Here is a 17,487-nt window from a genome sequence, read left to right on the forward strand (position 1 = left end):
AATAGAGTATTCACAGAATCAACCGATGACTTTCTCGATGGAGACCGCACGGTGTGCTGTCAAATCCACTTCTTCCCCAGTGTTTTTCACTTTCACGACAGGCCGGAATGGGAATGCCGGGTTGCCGATTACAACACTTCCGGAATCTCCATTGGTCAGGATCACCTGATCGCCCGCAACCGGCATGCCGATCATATCATAGAGGGCGTCCACCACAGCCGGGTCGAACTTTCCGAAGTCCTCTTCCTTCAGCATCTCTGCAACTCTGTATGGCGACTCTTTGGAACGGTATACCCGCTCACACGTCATCGCATGGAAAACATCTGCGACCGCGATCACCTGTGCATACTGGGAGATTTTCTCTCCCTGGTCCCCTCTCGGATAGCCGCTTCCGTCCAGCCGTTCATGGTGCTGCAGGACAGCCAGTTTCATCTCCTGGCGAAGCAGCGGGGAATCCTGCATCATCTGATAGCTCAGTATCGGGTGCTTCTTCACTTCTGAGAATTCGGATTTAGTCAGAAATGCCGCTTTCTCGAGCAGCTGAGATGGCACCTTAGCCATCCCGCAGTCCGCCAGTGTGCCGGCCAGGCCGAGTTGCAGGGTGATGCCTTTCGGGTACTCAAGCTCGCTGGCCAGTGCAGCCGTCAGCATACCGACAGATACGGCATGATGGTACATATATTCTTTTCTATTGGAATACTCGTTCAGTATAACAAGAAGTTTACGATGTTCCATATAGGTTTCAAGAAGCGGCATGATGAGCAGACGGACTTTCGCAATATCCAGCTTCATGCCCGAACGCCAAGACGTGAATTCGCGTTTGTATTCGTTGACCGCCTTGTTATACATTGTATGCAGGTCCTTCGTCCGGCTGACTTTGTTTTCAAGCAGCTGATCCAGATCGGTTTCGATGGTTCCTGCGGTGCTGCCAGCAGTCTGTTCCGGCTGCACCCGGTTCACGATACGCTCTTCGACCTTGACCCGTTTGATGGCAAACAGGTGCAGGATCTCCAGGTGCTCCATGTCGAGTGTTGTTCCTTTTCTTACTATCGGATGAGCTGTATTGGCAAAGACATCTTCAGCGAGTATAGCTCCCGGACGGAGGTCGCCCAGGTTTCTGTATGTTTCCATTGCTGTTCACCGCAGTTCCTTTCCTGAAGCTTGTTCTCTTACTATGTTCCTATATCCCTATCATACAATACTATCGGCAGTAAAAAAATACCGGCTTGGAAATTTCCCAAGCCGGCTGTTGTATCAGATATCTTCACCCTCCGCCTCGTCCGGTGCTTCCGCCAGACTGTCTTCGGACTTCAGATGATTTTCAATTTCCTCGAGGACCGGCTGTTCACTTTCGCTCAGCGCTTCGTCGTCCTCCAACTCTTCCAGTTCCTCTTTTTCCACTTTCGCCACGGTTGCAACGGATTCATCCTCGCCGAGACGGATGAGCCGGACGCCTTGTGTGCTCCGTCCGATGATCGAGATGTCATGGACATCCATCCGGATCAGAATACCATGCAGTGTGATCAGCATCAGGTCTTCGGTGCCGTTCACAGCTTTCATGGCGATCATCTTCCCGTTCCGTTCGGTGACGTGCAGCGTCTTCAGTCCGAAGCCGCCGCGGGACTGCAGGCGATATTCGGAGACCGGTGTCCGTTTCCCGAACCCTTTTTCGGTGACGACAAGTATTTCGCCGTCTTCCCGCACGATGTCCATACCGATGACATAGTCTCCGGTGCGGAGGCCGATCCCTTTGACGCCGCTTGCCGTCCGGCTGAGCGGACGGATGGTGTCCTCTTTGAACTGGATCATCATCCCGTCGTGCGTTGCAATAGCGATCGTTTCGCTGCCATCCGTCAGTTTGACATTGATCAGTTCATCCTCTTCGCGCAGACGAAGAGCGATCAGTCCGTTTGAGCGGATGTTGGCGAATGCTGCGACAGACGTCCGTTTCACGAGACCTTCACGCGTTGTAAAGAAGAGATATTGGGTCTCGTCGAATTTACGGACAGGTATCATGGTTGTGATTTTCTCATCCTTTTCGACATCCAGCAGGTTTACGATCGGCAGGCCTTTCGCTGTTCTGCTGAATTCCGGCACTTCATAGCCTTTTTTACGGAATACGCGCCCTTTGCTCGTAAAGAACAGGATCGTATCGTGTGTCGACGTATTCAGCAAGTGCTCGACGAAGTCATCGTCGTTCGTCCCCATCCCCTGGATTCCCCGGCCGCCGCGACGCTGGCTGCGGTATGTACTGGCAGGCAGGCGTTTGACGTAGCCGTGATGCGTCAGGGTAAGGACGGAATTCTCCTCCGGAATGAGGTCTTCATCTTCAAGCATGTCCGTTCCGCCGACCGTGATATCGGTTCTGCGGTTGTCCGCAAAACGCTGTTTCACTTCAAGAAGTTCTTCCTTGATGATTTCAATCAGTTTATGTTCATCCGCGAGAATGGCACGCAGCTCATTGATGAGCGCGACCAGCTGCTGGTATTCTTCTTCGATCTTGTCACGTTCCAGTCCGGTCAGCCGCTGGAGACGCATGTCCAGGATCGCCTGGGCCTGCCGGTCGGACAGGTCGAAGCGCTCCATCAGGCCGGTCTTCGCTTCGTCGGTCGTCTTCGACGCGCGGATCAGCGCAATGATTTCATCGATGTGATCGAGGGCGATCCTCAGACCTTCGAGGATATGGGCCCGGTCCTCCGCTTTTTTGAGATCATACTGCGTCCGGCGGCGGATGACCACTTTCTGATGCTCCAGGTAATGGAACAGGATCTCCTTCAGCGACAGGACTTTCGGCTGCCCCTCCACAAGGGCGAGCATGTTGATGCCGAAGCTGGACTGGAGGGCCGTCTGCTTATACAGATTGTTCAGCACGACGTTCGCATTTGCGTCGCGGCGGACTTCGATGACGATTCGCATGCCTGTCCGGTCGGATTCATCCGCCAGATGGGTGATGCCGTCGATTTTCTTCTCCCGCACGAGTTCTGCGATCTTTTCGATCAGACGCGCTTTGTTCACCTGATACGGCAGTTCATGGACAAGGATCGTCTCCTTGCCGCTTGCTGCCTGTTCGATTTCGACTTTCCCCCGCACGAGCAGCGATCCCCGGCCTGTCTCATAAGCTCGGCGGATACCGCTTCGTCCGAGGATGATCCCGCCTGTCGGGAAGTCGGGACCCGGGATGATTTCCATCAATTCCTCGGTCGTGACGGCGGGATTGTCGGCAAGTGCGAGCACCCCGTCAATCGTCTCCCCGAGATGGTGCGGCGGGATGTTCGTCGCCATACCGACCGCGATTCCGGATGTCCCGTTGACGAGCAGGTTCGGGAACCGGCTCGGCAGGACAATCGGTTCTTTTTCCTGTCCGTCATAGTTATCCTGGTAATCGATCGTATCTTTGTTGATATCCCGCAGCAGTTCCATCGCAATCTTGGACATACGGGATTCCGTGTAACGCATCGCAGCGGCAGAGTCGCCGTCGACGGAACCGAAGTTGCCATGGCCGTCCACGAGCATATACCGGTAGTTGAAGTCCTGCGCCATCCGGACCATCGTATCGTAGACCGCACTGTCTCCGTGCGGGTGGTACTTACCGATGACGTCCCCGACGATACGCGCCGACTTCTTATGCGGTTTGTCCGCTGTATTCCCGAGGTCCTGCATCGCATACAAAATACGGCGGTGGACCGGTTTCAATCCGTCCCGCACGTCAGGCAGCGCCCGGGAGACGATGACACTCATCGCATAATCGAGGAATGACGTCTCCATCTCTTTGCTGATATTGATTTCATGCACACCGCGGTTTGGCAGATCTGCCATGTTGTCATACCCCTTTCAACCTGTTCCTCTTTTTGCTGATTGTAAAAGAAACGGCTATCCATAACCGTCCGGATGCCAGATGATCAGGTATCCAGATTTTTGACGTAAATTGCGTTGTCTTCGATGAATTTACGGCGCGGTGCGACTTCGTCACCCATGAGGCGGTTGAAGATCGCATCCGCTTCGATCGCATTCTCCAGATGGACCTGCAGCAGAGTCCGCTGGTCAGGATTCATCGTCGTCTCCCAAAGCTGTGTTGCGTCCATTTCGCCGAGACCCTTGTAACGGGTGATGATCGGCTTCGGACTGGCTGAAAGTCGTTCGAGGATCGCCTGCAGCCCCTCTTCATCAAAGCAGTATTCTTCGTTCTTGCCCTGCTTCACCCGGTAGAGCGGCGGCTGGGCGATATAGACGTAGCCCGCTTCGATCAGCGGGCGCATGAACCGGAAGAAGAATGTCAGCAGCAGCGTGCGGATATGGGCACCATCGACGTCGGCATCCGTCATGATGACGATCTTATGGTACCGGGCCTTCTCCAGGTTGAATTCCTCGCCGATCCCTGTGCCGAGTGCCGTGATCATCATCCGGATTTCCTCATTGCTCAGAATCCGGTCGAGACGGGCTTTCTCCACGTTCAGGATCTTACCGCGGAGCGGCAGGATTGCCTGGAAGTGACGATCCCGTCCGCCCTTTGCCGAACCGCCGGCGGAATCCCCCTCAACGATGTACAGTTCACTGATGGCTGGGTTCCGTGATGAGCAGTCGGACAGCTTACCCGGCAGGCTTGACACTTCCAGCGCCGATTTACGGCGGGTGAATTCGCGTGCATTCTTCGCAGCCACACGGGCGCGTGCCGCCATCAGACTCTTATCAATGACTTTGCGTGCGACTTGCGGATTTTCCAGCATGAACCGCTGGAACTTCTCCGCGAACAGTGAGTTCACGATCGTACTCACTTCCGAGTTGCCGAGCTTCGTCTTCGTCTGTCCCTCGAATTGGGGATCCGGGTGTTTAACGGAGACGATCGCCGTCAATCCTTCCCGTACGTCGTCTCCTGTCAGGTTCGGGTCTGCTTCGCGCAGCAGGCCGTTCTTGCGTGCATAGTCGTTGATGACCCGGGTGAGCGCCGTCTTGAATCCGGACTCGTGGGTGCCGCCTTCGTAGGTGTTGATGTTATTCGCGAATGACAGCAGATTATCGGCATAGCCGCTGTTGTACTGCATGGCGATTTCAATGGAGATGCCATCCTTCTCCCCTTCGATGAAGATCGGATCCTCAAAGATCGGTTCCTTGTTTTCATTCAGATGGGCGACGTATGACTTGATGCCGCCTTCGTAGTGGAACGTATCCGACTGGCCGTCTTCCTCACGCTCATCCGTAATGGAAATGCGCAGGCCGCGGTTCAGATAGGCAAGTTCCTGGAGTCGGTGAGCCAGGACGCTGTACTCATAGACCGTCGTCTCGGTGAAGATTTCCGGATCGGCCTTGAAGCGTGTTGACGTCCCTGTCTCTTCCGCTGTACCGATTTCCGTCAGTTCCTGGATGACCCGTCCCTGGCTGAATTTGATGGAATACAGCTTGCCGTCCCGCCGTACGAAAACTTCCGTCTCCGAAGACAGGGCATTCACGACAGAGGCCCCGACGCCGTGCAGACCCCCAGATACTTTGTAGCCGCCGCCGCCGAATTTACCGCCGGCGTGCAGAACGGTCATGATGACTTCCACCGCCGGCCGTCCTGTGGATTCCTGTATATCGACCGGAATGCCGCGTCCGTTATCATCGACGCGGATCCAGTTATCTTTCTCGATTGCCACTTCAATGTGGTCGCAATAGCCGGCCAGTGCCTCGTCGATACTATTGTCGACAATTTCCCATACCAAGTGGTGCAGTCCTTTGCCGCTTGTCGTCCCGATATACATACCAGGCCGTTTGCGCACCGCTTCCAGCCCTTCGAGCACTTGGATCTGATTGGCATCATATGCTTGCTGCAGCTCTTTTTCTTCCATGGCCAAACTGTTCACCTTTCCTTTCCGAACATGCCGGCTAGCCGGTCTTAGTTTCCGGTATCTTCATCCCCCGCGGGGGGCCGTGCTTCTTCACGCTGTGTCACCGTACCGGCGGTCACTTCATAGATGGCTGCCTGGCGGATCGTTTCGTGCTCGATCCCCGCGATGGTGGTCGTCGTTACAAATGTCTGAACCTGCCCCCGGATCGTATTGAGAAGATGGGACTGACGGTAGTCATCCAATTCACTCAGCACATCATCCAGCAGCAGGATCGGTGCTTCTCCTGTTTCCTGGCGCACGAGTTCGATCTCCGCGAGCTTCAGTGACAGGGCGGTTGTCCGCTGCTGTCCCTGCGAGCCGTAGGTCTGGATGTCATACTCGTTCACGGTGAACGCCAGATCATCCCGGTGCGGACCGACGAGCGTCACGCCGCGTTCCAGCTCCCGTGCCCTCACTTCCGTAAGTTTTGCCAGCAGGATTTCCTTCATTTCGTCTTCCGTCTGGTCTTCGGAGAGTTCCTTCAGTGTCCGGTACGAGACTTCAAGGGTTTCAAGCCCCCTGGATATGCCGTGATGGATCGGACCGGCCCATTTCTGAAGAAGTTCCAGGAAGTAATATCTCTTCTTTATGATCTGGACCGCTTTTTCGGCGAACTGCTCCGTATAGACGTCAAACATGACATCATTCAGATGCCGTCCGCTGCGGTTCGTTTTAAGGATTGCATTGCGCTGTTTCAGGAGTTTCTGGTATTGAAGCAGGTCATGCAGATAGACCGGCGATATTTGTCCGATCTCCATATCGAGGAAGCGCCGCCTCACCTGCGGGCTCCCTTTCACGAGATTGAGATCTTCAGGCGCAAACATGACAACGTTCACCTGCCCGATGTACAAACTCAGCCGGTTCTGTTCGATATGATTCACACGGGCCTTCTTCCCCTTTTTGGAAATCACCAGTTCAATCGGAAGATGGCCGTATTTGCGTTCGATATCCCCTTCTATTTTACCATACTCCTGGCCCCAGCGGATAAGTTCACGATCATTCGACGTACGGTGGGATTTCGCCATCGCCAGAACGTAGATCGCTTCCATGACGTTCGTCTTGCCTTGCGCATTCTCGCCGATGAATACGTTGATATGCGGGGAAAAGGACAGCTCAAGGGAGGCGTAATTCCTGTAGTTCGTTAAAGCGAGGTGGTCAATGTGCATCTCGGGTTCCATCTGGCGCAGCGAACAGTTTGAACTTGCCTGCCCCCGGCACCATGACAACATCCCCGCCGTACAGTTTCCGTCCTCTGCGCTGCTCGCCTTCGCCGTTGACGTAGACAACGTTTTCACTCAAAAACCATTTGGCCATCCCGCCGGAACTGATCACATTGACCATTTTCAGCAGCTGGCCGAGCGTAATGTATTCTGTGTCGAAGTGTAAGTCTTCCATCTGCACGCCATCCTTCACAATGTTAGTTGATATCTCTATTTTACCGGACTTCCGGCTATAAGTAAAAAGGATAGCCGCATTACGGCCATCCTTTTCGTCTTAATATGTCCGCACTGGCAGAATGAGCTGCAGGATTGAGTCATCATCCGTCGCCTTGAGGATGAACGGACGCATCGTGCCTGTGAAATGGACTTCAATATTCTGTCCGTCGATCGCTTTCAGGGCATCCATCATATACTTCGCACTGAATGAAATCTTCAGCTCTTCCCCTGTCACTTCCTGTGCTTCGATCAGTTCCTCGACTTTCCCGATTTCCGGGGAGTTTGAAGAAACTTCAAGCGTATTGCCGCCCTCTGCAGCAAAACGGACGATATTGTTCCGGTCTTCCCTTGCGAGCAGGGAAGCACGGTCGATCGCCTGCAGCAGATGCTTGCCGTTGACGGTCACCGATGTTTTGTACTCTGACGGGATCAGACGGGAAGTGTCCGGGTAATTGCCTTCGAGCAGACGTGAGTAGAACAGGACATTGCGTGTTTTGAACAGCACCTGCTGATCCGCGAAGATGATTTCTGCGGGATCCTGGGAATCTGGCAGGATCTTGTTCAGTTCCTGGAGACTCTTGCCCGGGATGACGATACTGAACGGCTCATCAGGTGTCGTTTCGGGTGTGATGGTTCGGCTCGCCAAACGATGGCTGTCAGTCGCCACACAGACGAGACGGCCGTCTTTCAGCTCCCAATGGACCCCTGTCAGGATCGGGCGTGTTTCATGCTGCGAGACCGCGAACACGGTTTCCCGGATGATCGATTTGATGAGATCCGACGGCAGTGACATACGGTGTTCATCCGACACATCAGGCAGGATCGGATATTCATAAGGATCCGATCCGATCAGATGGAACTCCGATTTGCCGGAACGGATGTGTGTGTGCATCCCGTCTGTCACTTCGATCATGACGTCATTGGTCGGCAGCTTCCGGATGATTTCACTGAAGAACTTCGCCTGGAGGACGATCATGCCGCTTTCGATCACCTGGATGATCTGTTCGCCGTCCTGTTCGACAGGGATCGATGTGCAGATCGTAATGTCGGAATCACTTCCTGTCATCGTAAGTCCTTTGTCATTCACTTCGATTTTGATACCGGTCAGGATCGGGATCGTCACCTTCTGGCTGATCGCCTTCATAACATCGCTGAGCCCTTCGAGCAGTTTGTCTCTCATGATCTCGAATTTCATAGATACCCCTCGCTTATATAGAGAATTAATTGTTTTAAAGATAGTAGTAATAGTAGTAGGGCCTGTGCACATGTGGATAAGCAGGCTGAATGGAATCAGAGCAAGGTTTCCCACATGTGTATAAGCTGTGATTGGACTTGCACGGGTTATCCCCGATTATCCACAGGGCTAAGACTGTCAGCTTCTGCCGAGTGCAGCCCGGATATCTTCGATGTCCTGCTGGAGTGACTTGTCGTCTTTCATCATCTTCGAAATCTTTTCGTGCGCATGGATGACCGTCGAATGGTCGCGTCCGCCGAATTCCGAACCGATTTTCGGCAGGGAAGCGTCTGTCAGCTCCCGTGACAGATACATGGCGACCTGGCGGGGAAATGCAATCGCACGTGTCCGTTTCTTTGCCGAGAAGTCTTCCAGCCGGACATTGAAATGCTCGCCGACGGTCTTCTGGATATCGACGATGGTGACCGTGCGCGGTCGCGCGTTCGGAATGATATCCTTCAGCGCTTCGGCAGCAAGATCCGGTGTGATGTCCATATTGACGAGTGACGAATACGCGACGACACGGATCAGGGCCCCTTCCAGTTCACGGATGTTGGTGTAGATCTGATTGGCAATGTATAGCATCACCTCATTCGGGATATCAATAAGACCATCCGCTTTCGCCTTCTTACGCAGGATCGCAATCCTTGTTTCGAGATCAGGCGGAGCGATATCCGTGATGAGGCCCCATTCGAAACGGGAACGCAGCCGGTCTTCGAGCGTTGGGATTTCTTTCGGCGGCCGGTCACTCGAGATGACGATCTGCTTCGATTCCTCGTGCAGCGTATTGAACGTATGGAAGAATTCCTCCTGTGTCTGTTCTTTTCCGGCGAGAAACTGAATATCATCTATGAGCAGTACATCCACGTTCCGGTACTGGTCGCGGAACTCACCCGCCTTGTTGTCGCGGATCGAGTTGATGAATTCATTGGTGAATTTTTCGCTCGACAAATAGACCACTTTCAGTGAGGGATTCTGCTCCAGCACATAATGGCCGATCGCATGCATCAGGTGGGTCTTACCCAGTCCGACCCCTCCGTAGATGAAGAGCGGATTATATGATTTCGCCGGCGCTTCTGCTACCGCAAGTGACGCGGCATGGGCGAACCGGTTGCCGGATCCGATGACGAATGTCTCAAATGTATATTTCGGATTCAGCATGGCAGCTGTCGTGGCAACGGGTGATTTCTCCGCCTTCTTGACGACGGGTTTCGGCACCGCGAAGTCCTTCTCTGCCATATCTTCAGGCACGACAAATTGAATGAGCCGGTCTTCCCCTGTCAGCTCAGACAAAATACCTGTCAGTAAGTGTACGTAATGGCTCTCCAGCCATTCTTTCGAAAACGAATTCGGGACAGCGATCGTGACGTTTTCCGTCCCGTACGATAAAAGCTTTGTCGATTTCAGCCACGTTTCGAAACTGGGCCGGGATATTTTTTCTTCCACTTTCGACAGTACTTCCTGCCAAAGGTTTTCTAAATGCTCCACTAGTGAACCTCCTTTACGCCGAACTAAACCCGGAAGTATGTATTATACACAGATTCCACGCTTGTGGGTAACTATTATCCAAAAGATGTTGAAAAAATTATCCACAACTTATTAACAATTGTGGATAATAGATGTTGTATGAAATTATATGCACAGCAAAATCCTTCTCATTGTATCAGGTAATCGCTTTATCCGCAAGGGATGGGTTCACTTATGCACACGGCCCGCAGATGTGGATAGAAACGTTATCCACAAGACGGGGTATGTGAAAAAGCTGTCGACAAATGCCGGTTTTTTGAAAAACTCAAACATGGGGGGATTCACAGCGGCAACTGCCGGCTTCCGGATGAACTGTGGATAACCTTTTTGCGAGGAAAACGGGTCTGGCGCATGACCCGATCGGGCGGCAGGAAAAGCCTTGCTGAAAAACAGATTGACATTCAGACAATGGACAGCTATACTTGTCAAGACTGTTATATGCAAAAGCAACTGAGTCAGTAAAGCAGGAGGTGTCTTCTACTATGAAACGTACGTACCAACCAAATACACGTAAACGCAGCAAAGTCCACGGCTTCCGTGCACGGATGAGCTCGAAAAACGGACGCAGAGTCCTCGCAGCCCGCCGCAGAAAAGGAAGAAAAGTTCTTTCAGCGTAAGCCACTGAACATTCAGTGGTTTTTTTTTATGTCTGCGATCGATTATTGTAAAACCAATCTATAAAATTACCGCAGGATTCCTACTGCAGTTGATCGGAGTGCAGGGAGCCGACTCCTGGGGATTCGCGAAGATCGAAGACCCCGCAGCTGCGCAGCAGCGAGGAGGCTGAGATCGAGCCCCCGGAAAGCGTGCTCCTGGAACGGAGATCAACGGTTTTCAAGGATTACCCATGCAAAATCAAACCACGTGATGAAGCAGGTGCTTGTTAATGAAGAAAGAACAGCGGATCAAGAAGAATGAAGAGTTCCAGAAGGTGTTCAAACAGGGGAAGTCGTTTGCGAACCGGCAGTTTGTCGTCTACGTGCTGCCGCAGCCGGATCGCACGGAGTTCCGGATCGGCCTGTCCGTCAGCAAGAAACTTGGAAATGCGGTGACACGCAACCGCATCAAGCGGTACATCCGGCAGACGTTCCTCGAACTGAAGGACGAACTGCGGCAGGACCGTGATTATGTCGTCATCGCAAGACATCCGGCTGTCGATTTCGACTTCCACGAAACGAAAAAGAGTCTGCAGCATGTGCTGAGGATTGCCCGTGTTCTGAAGAAGAAGTAGAACAGGAAGATTCATCCGTGATACACTGTCACTAATCTGACTGAAAATTGTATAGAGATATGGGGGAACCAGAGTGAAGAAAAAAGCAGGACTGCTCGTCATGCTGACGGTGATGTCCGTCTTACTGGCCGGCTGCGGAGATTTCAAGGAACCGATATCCGCGTCGAGTGAAGGATTTTGGAGTAAGTATATCGTCTGGCCGCTCGTCTCATTGATCGAGACATTCAAGGAGCTGCTCGGTACATACGGTCTCGGGATCATCGCCGTCACCGTCATCATCCGCTTGATTTTACTGCCGCTCACATTGAAGCAGACGCAAAGTTCGAAACAGATGCAGGAAATCCAGCCCAAACTGAATGCGCTGAAAGAGAAATACAAGTCGAAAGATGCCGTCACCCAGCAGAAGTACCGCGAAGAAATGCAGGCGGTCATGACGGAAAACAAAGTGAATCCGGTGGCAGGCTGCCTGCCCGTCCTCGTGCAGATGCCGATCCTGATCGGCTTCTACCATGCGATCAATCGGATGAATGCGACACCGGAGATCCCGCTCGGCAAGTTTCTCGTATTCGACTTGGCGGCACCAAGCATCACGCTCGCAGTCATTGCCGGTCTTATGCAGTTCGTTGTACTGCGCACCGGTCCCGCAATGGACAACCCGCAGATGAAAGTCATGATGTACATCATGCCTGTGTTCATCATGGTCTTCGGATCGTTCCTGCCGGCTGCGCTAGCGCTTTACTGGGTAGTGGGAAATATCTTCTCGATCGTTCAGAACTTCTTCATCTATAAGCCATTCAAGAAGAAGGAAGTCGTCATTGAACAGCCGAAAGCAAAAGGCAAAGGGGGAACGAAGCGGAAATGAGTGAGATCAGACAGTCCGGCAAGTCCGTGGAAGAGGCAATCGCTTCTGCATTGGAGAAATTGAACGCTTTACGGGAACAAGTCGATGTCCAAGTGATCACTGAAGGAAAGAAAGGGTTTCTCGGTTTTGGCGCTGCACCTGCTGAAGTGGTGGTGACCCGCCTGCCGGAACCGCCCGCACCCGAGCCTGCCGATCTGCCGCCGGTACCCGAAACACCAGCCGAACCGGTTGCGGAAAACACGGAGCCGGACCGGCCGGACGCGCCCGGATCTGATGAAAAAAGTGCAGAAACCGAAGCGGAATCCGCAGAAGCCGGCCGTTCCGACGAAGATGTGGCGGCGGAAACATCCCAGTATCTGCTGCAGATTGCAGAAGGGATGGGCGTCACTGATCTGGACATCACCTGGACGCTGGAAGGCAAAGTTCTGGAGTACCAGCTGGAAAGCGAAAAAGCGGCGTTCCTTATCGGGAAGCGGGGTGCCACATTGAATGCACTCCAGCAGCTCGCCCAGCTGGTTGCAAACAAAGGTGACAACCCGTACAAAGTCGTCCGGCTCGATGTCGGTGACTACCGGCTGAAGCGGGAACAGTCACTGGAACTGCTGGCGGAGCGCATGGCGGACAAAGCCGTGCGCAGCGGACGCAAAGTGGAGCTTGAGCCGATGCCGTCCAGTGAACGGAAAGTGCTCCACAATGCACTTGCCGATCGTCTGGACATCGAAACGTACTCGGAAGGCAAAGATCCGCGCCGCTATCTCGTCATCGAACCGATCAAATGAATACAGTCCAACCGCCATGGCCCGCACCGGTCATGGCGGTTTTTTTATGAAAAAAGAATACGCTGCGGGTCTCCGGAAAGTGTAAGGGCCGGATTTCGGCCATTTTTTACAGTTATCCACAAAAAGTTCAATTCCCGCACTAGGACTTGGGCACGATTTGTGCTAAAATTTACTGTTAGAAAGTTACGCCCGGAAATAGGTTATGCACATGTGGATAACGACAGATCAGGAAGGTGAGACAGCGTGCAGTTTGATACAATCGCGGCGATTTCAACGCCGATGGGAGAAGGGGCGATCGCAATCGTCCGGATCAGCGGGGACGAGGCCGTCCAGATCGCCGACCGGCTGTTCCGGTCACCGTCCGGGAAGAAATTGGCGGATGCTGATTCCCATACGATCCACTATGGTCATCTGGTGGACCCAGCGACGGGAGAGACCGTCGAAGAAATCATGGTTTCTATAATGAAAGCACCAAAAACATTCACGCGGGAAGATGTTGTGGAACTGAATTGCCACGGCGGACTTGTTTCCGTCAACCGGGTGCTGCGGCTCGTGCTCCAATTCGGCGCACGTCTGGCGGAACCCGGAGAATTCACGAAGCGTGCTTTCCTGAATGGGCGTATCGACTTATCGCAATCGGAAGCCGTCATGGATCTGATCCGCGCGAAAACGGACCGTGCAATGAATGTCGCCCTCAATCAGATGGATGGCAAGCTGTCCCGCCTGATCGGGGACTTGCGGCAGGCGCTCCTCGAAACGCTGGCGCAGGTCGAAGTGAATATCGACTATCCGGAATATGACGATGTCGAAGAGATGACCATCCCGCTCATGATCGAAAAAGGGAATTGGGTGAAGACGCAGATCGAGCGGCTCCTCGCCACGTCTTCGCAAGGCCGCATTTTGCGTGAGGGATTGTCGACGGTCATCATCGGCCGGCCGAACGTAGGGAAATCCTCCCTGCTCAACAGCCTCGTCCAGGAAAATAAAGCGATCGTAACTGACATTGCAGGGACCACTCGTGATATTATTGAGGAGTACGTCAATGTCCAGGGAGTTCCGCTGAAGCTTGTGGATACGGCAGGGATCCGGGAGACGGAAGATCTCGTCGAACGGATCGGCGTGGAACGGTCCCGGCAGGTGCTGAAAGATGCGGATCTTGTCATTCTGCTGCTGAATGGGTCCGAAGCCCTCACAGAGGAGGACGGGCGGCTGCTGGAGACCGTCCGGCCGATGGATGCGATCATCCTCGTCAACAAGACGGATCTGCCGCAGCAGCTCGATCTGGCGGATGTCCGTGCCCGCGCCGGGGACAAACCGATCATCACAGCATCCATCCTGCAGGACGAAGGGGTGGAAGAGCTGGAACAGACGATCGCCGGACTCTTCTTCGGCGGCGGCGTGGAAGCCCAGGATCCGACGTATGTATCGAATGAGCGCCACATCGCCCTGCTGCATCAGGCGAAGTCGGCAATCGAGGATGCGATTGCGGCAGCGGAAGCCCGCGTGCCGGTCGATATGATCCAGATCGACATCACCCGCACTTGGGAACTGCTTGGCGAAATTGTCGGGGATACCGTACAGGACAGTCTCATCAACCAATTATTCTCACAGTTCTGCCTCGGAAAATAACAAATTTGACAGCAGGCGGCCGTCTGCTGTTCATATATAGGAAGGATGAACGAGCATGCCACAATTTGAAGCAGGCACGTTCGATTGCATAGTAATCGGTGCCGGCCATGCTGGCGCAGAAGCAGCCCATGCGGCTGCACAAATGGGTGCAAAAACACTTGTGCTCACCATGAATCTTGATATGATCGCTTTCATGCCATGCAATCCGTCACTCGGAGGTCCTGCAAAAGGGATCGTCGTCCGAGAGATCGATGCACTTGGCGGCGTCATGGGGAAAGTGATCGACAAAACACACATCCAGATGAGGATGCTGAATACAGGGAAGGGACCGGCCGTGCGGGCACTCCGCGCGCAGGCCGATAAGGTCCTTTACCAGCAGGAGATGAAACGGACGCTCGAAGACCAGGAGAACCTGTCGCTTCATCAGGGCGTTGTCGAAGAACTGATCGTCGAAGACGGGGAAGTCAAAGGGGTCGTCACGCAGATCGGCGCCGTCTACCGGGCAAAGACCGTCATCGTGACGACAGGTACATTCCTCCGCGGGGAAGTCATCATCGGAGACTTGAAATACTCGAGCGGGCCGAATAACCAGATGCCGTCCATCGGCCTGGCGGACAGCCTGCGGGATCTTGGGTTCGATACGGTCCGTTTCAAGACGGGGACGCCGCCGCGGGTCAACAGCAAGTCGATCGACTACAGCAAGACCGAAATCCAGCCGGGGGATGATGAACCGCGCGCATTCAGTTTTGAAACGACGGAATTCATCACCGACCAGCTGCCTTGCTGGCTGACCTACACGACACCGCTCACCCATCAGCTCATCAATGACAACCTTCACCTGTCACCGATGTATTCAGGTGTCATCAAAGGGAAGGGGCCGAGCTACTGTCCATCGATCGAGGATAAGATCGTCCGCTTCGCGGATAAGTCCCGTCACCAGATTTTCCTCGAGCCGGAAGGCCGCAATACACGGGAAATGTACGTCCAGGGGCTGTCGACGAGTCTGCCGGAACACGTCCAGCGCAAGATGATCGAGAGTGTCCCGGGACTCGAGAAAGCCGAAATGCTGCGGGCCGGCTATGCGATCGAGTATGACGCGATCGTACCGACCCAGCTGTGGCCGACACTTGAAACGAAAAAAATCAAGAACTTATATACAGCCGGACAGATCAATGGGACGTCAGGATACGAAGAAGCCGCAGCGCAGGGTATCATGGCAGGCATCAACGCAGCTTGTAACGTCCTCGGTAAAGACGAAACCGTACTTGGCCGTGCAGACGCCTACATTGGTGTACTGATCGATGACCTCGTGACGAAAGGGACAAGCGAACCGTATCGTCTCCTGACATCACGTGCGGAATACCGTCTGCTGCTCCGTCATGACAATGCCGACCTGCGGCTGACGGACATCGGCCATTCCCTCGGCCTGATCACCGATGAACGGTACGCCAAGTTCATCGTGAAGAAACAGCAGATCGAGGAAGAGATCGAACGGCTGCGTGCAATTTCCATAAAACCGGAAGAAGACGTACAGGCCATCATCGAAGCAGCAGGAGGCACGCCGCTCCGCGAGCCGATGAAAGCCGCTGACCTGCTGAAACGTCCGGAGATGAAGTACTCGGAGATCAGCAAAGTCGTTCCGCCTGACGTTCCGTGCACGCCTGACGTCGCGGAACAGGTGGAAATCTCCATCAAGTACGAAGGCTACATCGAAAAAGCGATGCAGCAAGTGAACCGGATGAAAAAGATGGAGAACAAACGGATCCCGGACGGCATTGATTACCACGCCATCTCTGGAATCGCCAAAGAGGCTCGGGCCAATCTGAGTGAAGTGCGTCCGTTGTCCATTGCGCAGGCTTCCCGGATCTCGGGAGTCAATCCTGCCGATATCTCCATCCTTCTCGTCTATATTGAGCAGGGGAAAATCGCGAAAATATCCGGCTGACTGTCAGCTAATACGGATATCCAGTCCGTATTAGCTTTTTTTTGAAAGGTGGATTCCAGTGAACGAAGAACAATTCATTGCAGCTCTCAACGAAAAAGGCATTTCCCTGTCCGACCATCAGGCTGCACAGTTCCGGAAGTATTTCGAGCTGCTGGTCGAGTGGAATGAAAAGATGAACTTAACAGCCATCACGGATGCGCCATCCGTCTATTTAAAACACTTCTATGATTCGGTATCCGCCGCTTTCTTTGCGGATTTCGATAAGGAAGCCGCACTGTGTGATGTCGGTGCCGGGGCGGGATTTCCAAGCATTCCGCTGAAGATCTGCTTCCCGGACCTACATGTGACCATTGTTGATTCGCTCAACAAACGGATCACATTCCTGCATGAACTGGCAGACCAGCTGCAGCTGAAAGATGTGCAGTTTGTCCATGCACGGGCAGAGGAGTTCGGTCAGAATCCCGCATACCGGGAGCGGTTCGACATCGTGACTGCCCGGGCAGTGGCGCGGCTGAGTGTATTGGCAGAACTATGTGTTCCCGCTCTGAAAGTAGGGGGGCAGTTCATCGCCATGAAAGGTGCAGCCGCCGAAGACGAACTTACAGATGCAAAAAAAGCACTTGAAACTCTCGGCGTTGTGTTAGAAGATGAATATACATTCTCGCTTCCTCTTGAAGCGAGTGAACGTACGGTATTCATTTTTTCAAAGAATAAGAAAACACCTGCTAAATATCCACGGAAACCAGGCACGCCGAATAAGACGCCTATCCGATAATCCAACTGTTTCACGTGGAACATTACTGCATCGTTTTATAGAATCAGCGGTTATCAAGACGCTTTGTTACGTATGTACGGTCAGTCAGGACATGACAGGACTGTTGCCATTCAGTTCAGCAGACGAGCGGATGGCGGGTGGTATTCATCCTCTCTGCAGCCACTGAGTGGAAGTACAACAGAGGATAGTCTTTAGAAGGTGGTGTCTG

The 17,487-nt window shown here is 53.5% G+C and carries 14 protein-coding genes; 7 read left to right on the forward strand and 7 right to left on the reverse strand.

The features are described from left to right. Nucleotides 1-18: 18 nt before the first annotated feature. The 7 genes from QWT68_RS12065 to dnaA all read right to left on the reverse strand — a co-directional run bounded on the left by QWT68_RS12065 (nucleotide 19) and on the right by dnaA (nucleotide 10,019). Nucleotides 19-1,131: an HD-GYP domain-containing protein gene (locus tag QWT68_RS12065; protein WP_290148530.1), complete on the reverse strand. Its 1,113-nt coding sequence runs from the start codon at nucleotides 1,129-1,131 to the stop codon at nucleotides 19-21. 123 nt (nucleotides 1,132-1,254) lie between these two features. Beyond that, nucleotides 1,255-3,816 (reverse strand): DNA gyrase subunit A, encoded by a 2,562-nt coding sequence (gene gyrA / locus QWT68_RS12070; RefSeq protein WP_290148531.1) that lies wholly within the window; start codon nucleotides 3,814-3,816, stop codon nucleotides 1,255-1,257. A gap of 83 nt (nucleotides 3,817-3,899) precedes the next feature. Continuing rightward, a complete protein-coding gene (gyrB, locus tag QWT68_RS12075) occupies nucleotides 3,900-5,822 on the reverse strand; it encodes a DNA topoisomerase (ATP-hydrolyzing) subunit B (RefSeq protein WP_290148532.1) in 1,923 nt (640 codons plus the stop codon). Nucleotides 5,823-5,869: 47 nt separating this feature from the next. Continuing rightward, a complete protein-coding gene (gene recF / locus QWT68_RS12080) occupies nucleotides 5,870-7,027 on the reverse strand; it encodes a DNA replication/repair protein RecF (protein WP_052461642.1) in 1,158 nt (385 codons plus the stop codon). Then, a complete protein-coding gene (gene yaaA, locus QWT68_RS12085; protein ID WP_040285285.1) occupies nucleotides 7,017-7,256 on the reverse strand; it encodes a S4 domain-containing protein YaaA in 240 nt (79 codons plus the stop codon). The genes recF and yaaA overlap by 11 nt, the downstream gene beginning before the upstream one ends. 99 nt (nucleotides 7,257-7,355) lie before the next feature. Further along, nucleotides 7,356-8,492, reverse strand: a complete 1,137-nt coding sequence (gene dnaN / locus QWT68_RS12090; protein WP_040285286.1) for a DNA polymerase III subunit beta — start codon at nucleotides 8,490-8,492, stop codon at nucleotides 7,356-7,358. 177 nt (nucleotides 8,493-8,669) lie between these two features. Further along, nucleotides 8,670-10,019, reverse strand: coding sequence for a chromosomal replication initiator protein DnaA (gene dnaA, locus QWT68_RS12095; protein ID WP_040285287.1), 1,350 nt, complete (start codon nucleotides 10,017-10,019; stop codon nucleotides 8,670-8,672). A gap of 521 nt (nucleotides 10,020-10,540) precedes the next feature. On the opposite strand from dnaA, the gene rpmH reads away from it, so the two are divergent. The 7 genes from rpmH to rsmG all read left to right on the forward strand — a co-directional run bounded on the left by rpmH (nucleotide 10,541) and on the right by rsmG (nucleotide 17,279). After that, on the forward strand, nucleotides 10,541-10,675 hold the full coding sequence (gene rpmH / locus QWT68_RS12100; protein ID WP_040285288.1) for a 50S ribosomal protein L34: 135 nt from the start codon (nucleotides 10,541-10,543) through the stop codon (nucleotides 10,673-10,675). 269 nt (nucleotides 10,676-10,944) lie between these two features. After that, nucleotides 10,945-11,289 (forward strand): ribonuclease P protein component, encoded by a 345-nt coding sequence (rnpA, locus tag QWT68_RS12105; RefSeq protein ID WP_040285289.1) that lies wholly within the window; start codon nucleotides 10,945-10,947, stop codon nucleotides 11,287-11,289. A 73-nt stretch (nucleotides 11,290-11,362) separates the two neighbouring features. Continuing rightward, on the forward strand, nucleotides 11,363-12,151 hold the full coding sequence (gene yidC, locus QWT68_RS12110; RefSeq protein WP_040285290.1) for a membrane protein insertase YidC: 789 nt from the start codon (nucleotides 11,363-11,365) through the stop codon (nucleotides 12,149-12,151). After that, entirely contained in the window at nucleotides 12,148-12,930 is a 783-nt protein-coding gene (gene jag, locus QWT68_RS12115) for an RNA-binding cell elongation regulator Jag/EloR (RefSeq protein WP_040285291.1), read from the forward strand. Before yidC ends, jag begins: the two co-directional genes overlap by 4 nt. A 243-nt stretch (nucleotides 12,931-13,173) precedes the next feature. Then, the gene (gene mnmE / locus QWT68_RS12120; protein ID WP_040285292.1) at nucleotides 13,174-14,559 is read left to right on the forward strand and encodes a tRNA uridine-5-carboxymethylaminomethyl(34) synthesis GTPase MnmE; all 1,386 of its coding nucleotides are present in this window, start codon (nucleotides 13,174-13,176) and stop codon (nucleotides 14,557-14,559) included. A 55-nt stretch (nucleotides 14,560-14,614) separates the two neighbouring features. Next, nucleotides 14,615-16,504, forward strand: a complete 1,890-nt coding sequence (gene mnmG / locus QWT68_RS12125; RefSeq protein WP_040285293.1) for a tRNA uridine-5-carboxymethylaminomethyl(34) synthesis enzyme MnmG — start codon at nucleotides 14,615-14,617, stop codon at nucleotides 16,502-16,504. A 58-nt stretch (nucleotides 16,505-16,562) separates the two neighbouring features. Then, the gene (gene rsmG / locus QWT68_RS12130) at nucleotides 16,563-17,279 is read left to right on the forward strand and encodes a 16S rRNA (guanine(527)-N(7))-methyltransferase RsmG (protein ID WP_040285294.1); all 717 of its coding nucleotides are present in this window, start codon (nucleotides 16,563-16,565) and stop codon (nucleotides 17,277-17,279) included. Nucleotides 17,280-17,487: the final 208 nt, after the last annotated feature.

Source organism: Sporosarcina trichiuri (assembly GCF_030406775.1).
Taxonomy (GTDB): Bacteria; Bacillota; Bacilli; order Bacillales_A; family Planococcaceae; genus Sporosarcina; species Sporosarcina trichiuri.

Excerpts from the sequence above, each read along its gene's own strand:
- QWT68_RS12065 (WP_290148530.1), bottom strand. The coding sequence starts at position 1,131 with ATGGAAACATACAGAAACCTGGGCGACCTCCGTCCGGGAGCTATACTC.
- gyrA (WP_290148531.1), bottom strand. The coding sequence starts at position 3,816 with ATGGCAGATCTGCCAAACCGCGGTGTGCATGAAATCAATATCAGCAAA.
- gyrB (WP_290148532.1), bottom strand. The coding sequence starts at position 5,822 with ATGGAAGAAAAAGAGCTGCAGCAAGCATATGATGCCAATCAGATCCAA.
- recF (WP_052461642.1), bottom strand. The coding sequence starts at position 7,027 with ATGCACATTGACCACCTCGCTTTAACGAACTACAGGAATTACGCCTCC.
- yaaA (WP_040285285.1), bottom strand. The coding sequence starts at position 7,256 with ATGGAAGACTTACACTTCGACACAGAATACATTACGCTCGGCCAGCTG.
- dnaN (WP_040285286.1), bottom strand. The coding sequence starts at position 8,492 with ATGAAATTCGAGATCATGAGAGACAAACTGCTCGAAGGGCTCAGCGAT.
- rpmH (WP_040285288.1), top strand. The coding sequence starts at position 10,541 with ATGAAACGTACGTACCAACCAAATACACGTAAACGCAGCAAAGTCCAC.
- rnpA (WP_040285289.1), top strand. The coding sequence starts at position 10,945 with ATGAAGAAAGAACAGCGGATCAAGAAGAATGAAGAGTTCCAGAAGGTG.
- jag (WP_040285291.1), top strand. The coding sequence starts at position 12,148 with ATGAGTGAGATCAGACAGTCCGGCAAGTCCGTGGAAGAGGCAATCGCT.
- mnmG (WP_040285293.1), top strand. The coding sequence starts at position 14,615 with ATGCCACAATTTGAAGCAGGCACGTTCGATTGCATAGTAATCGGTGCC.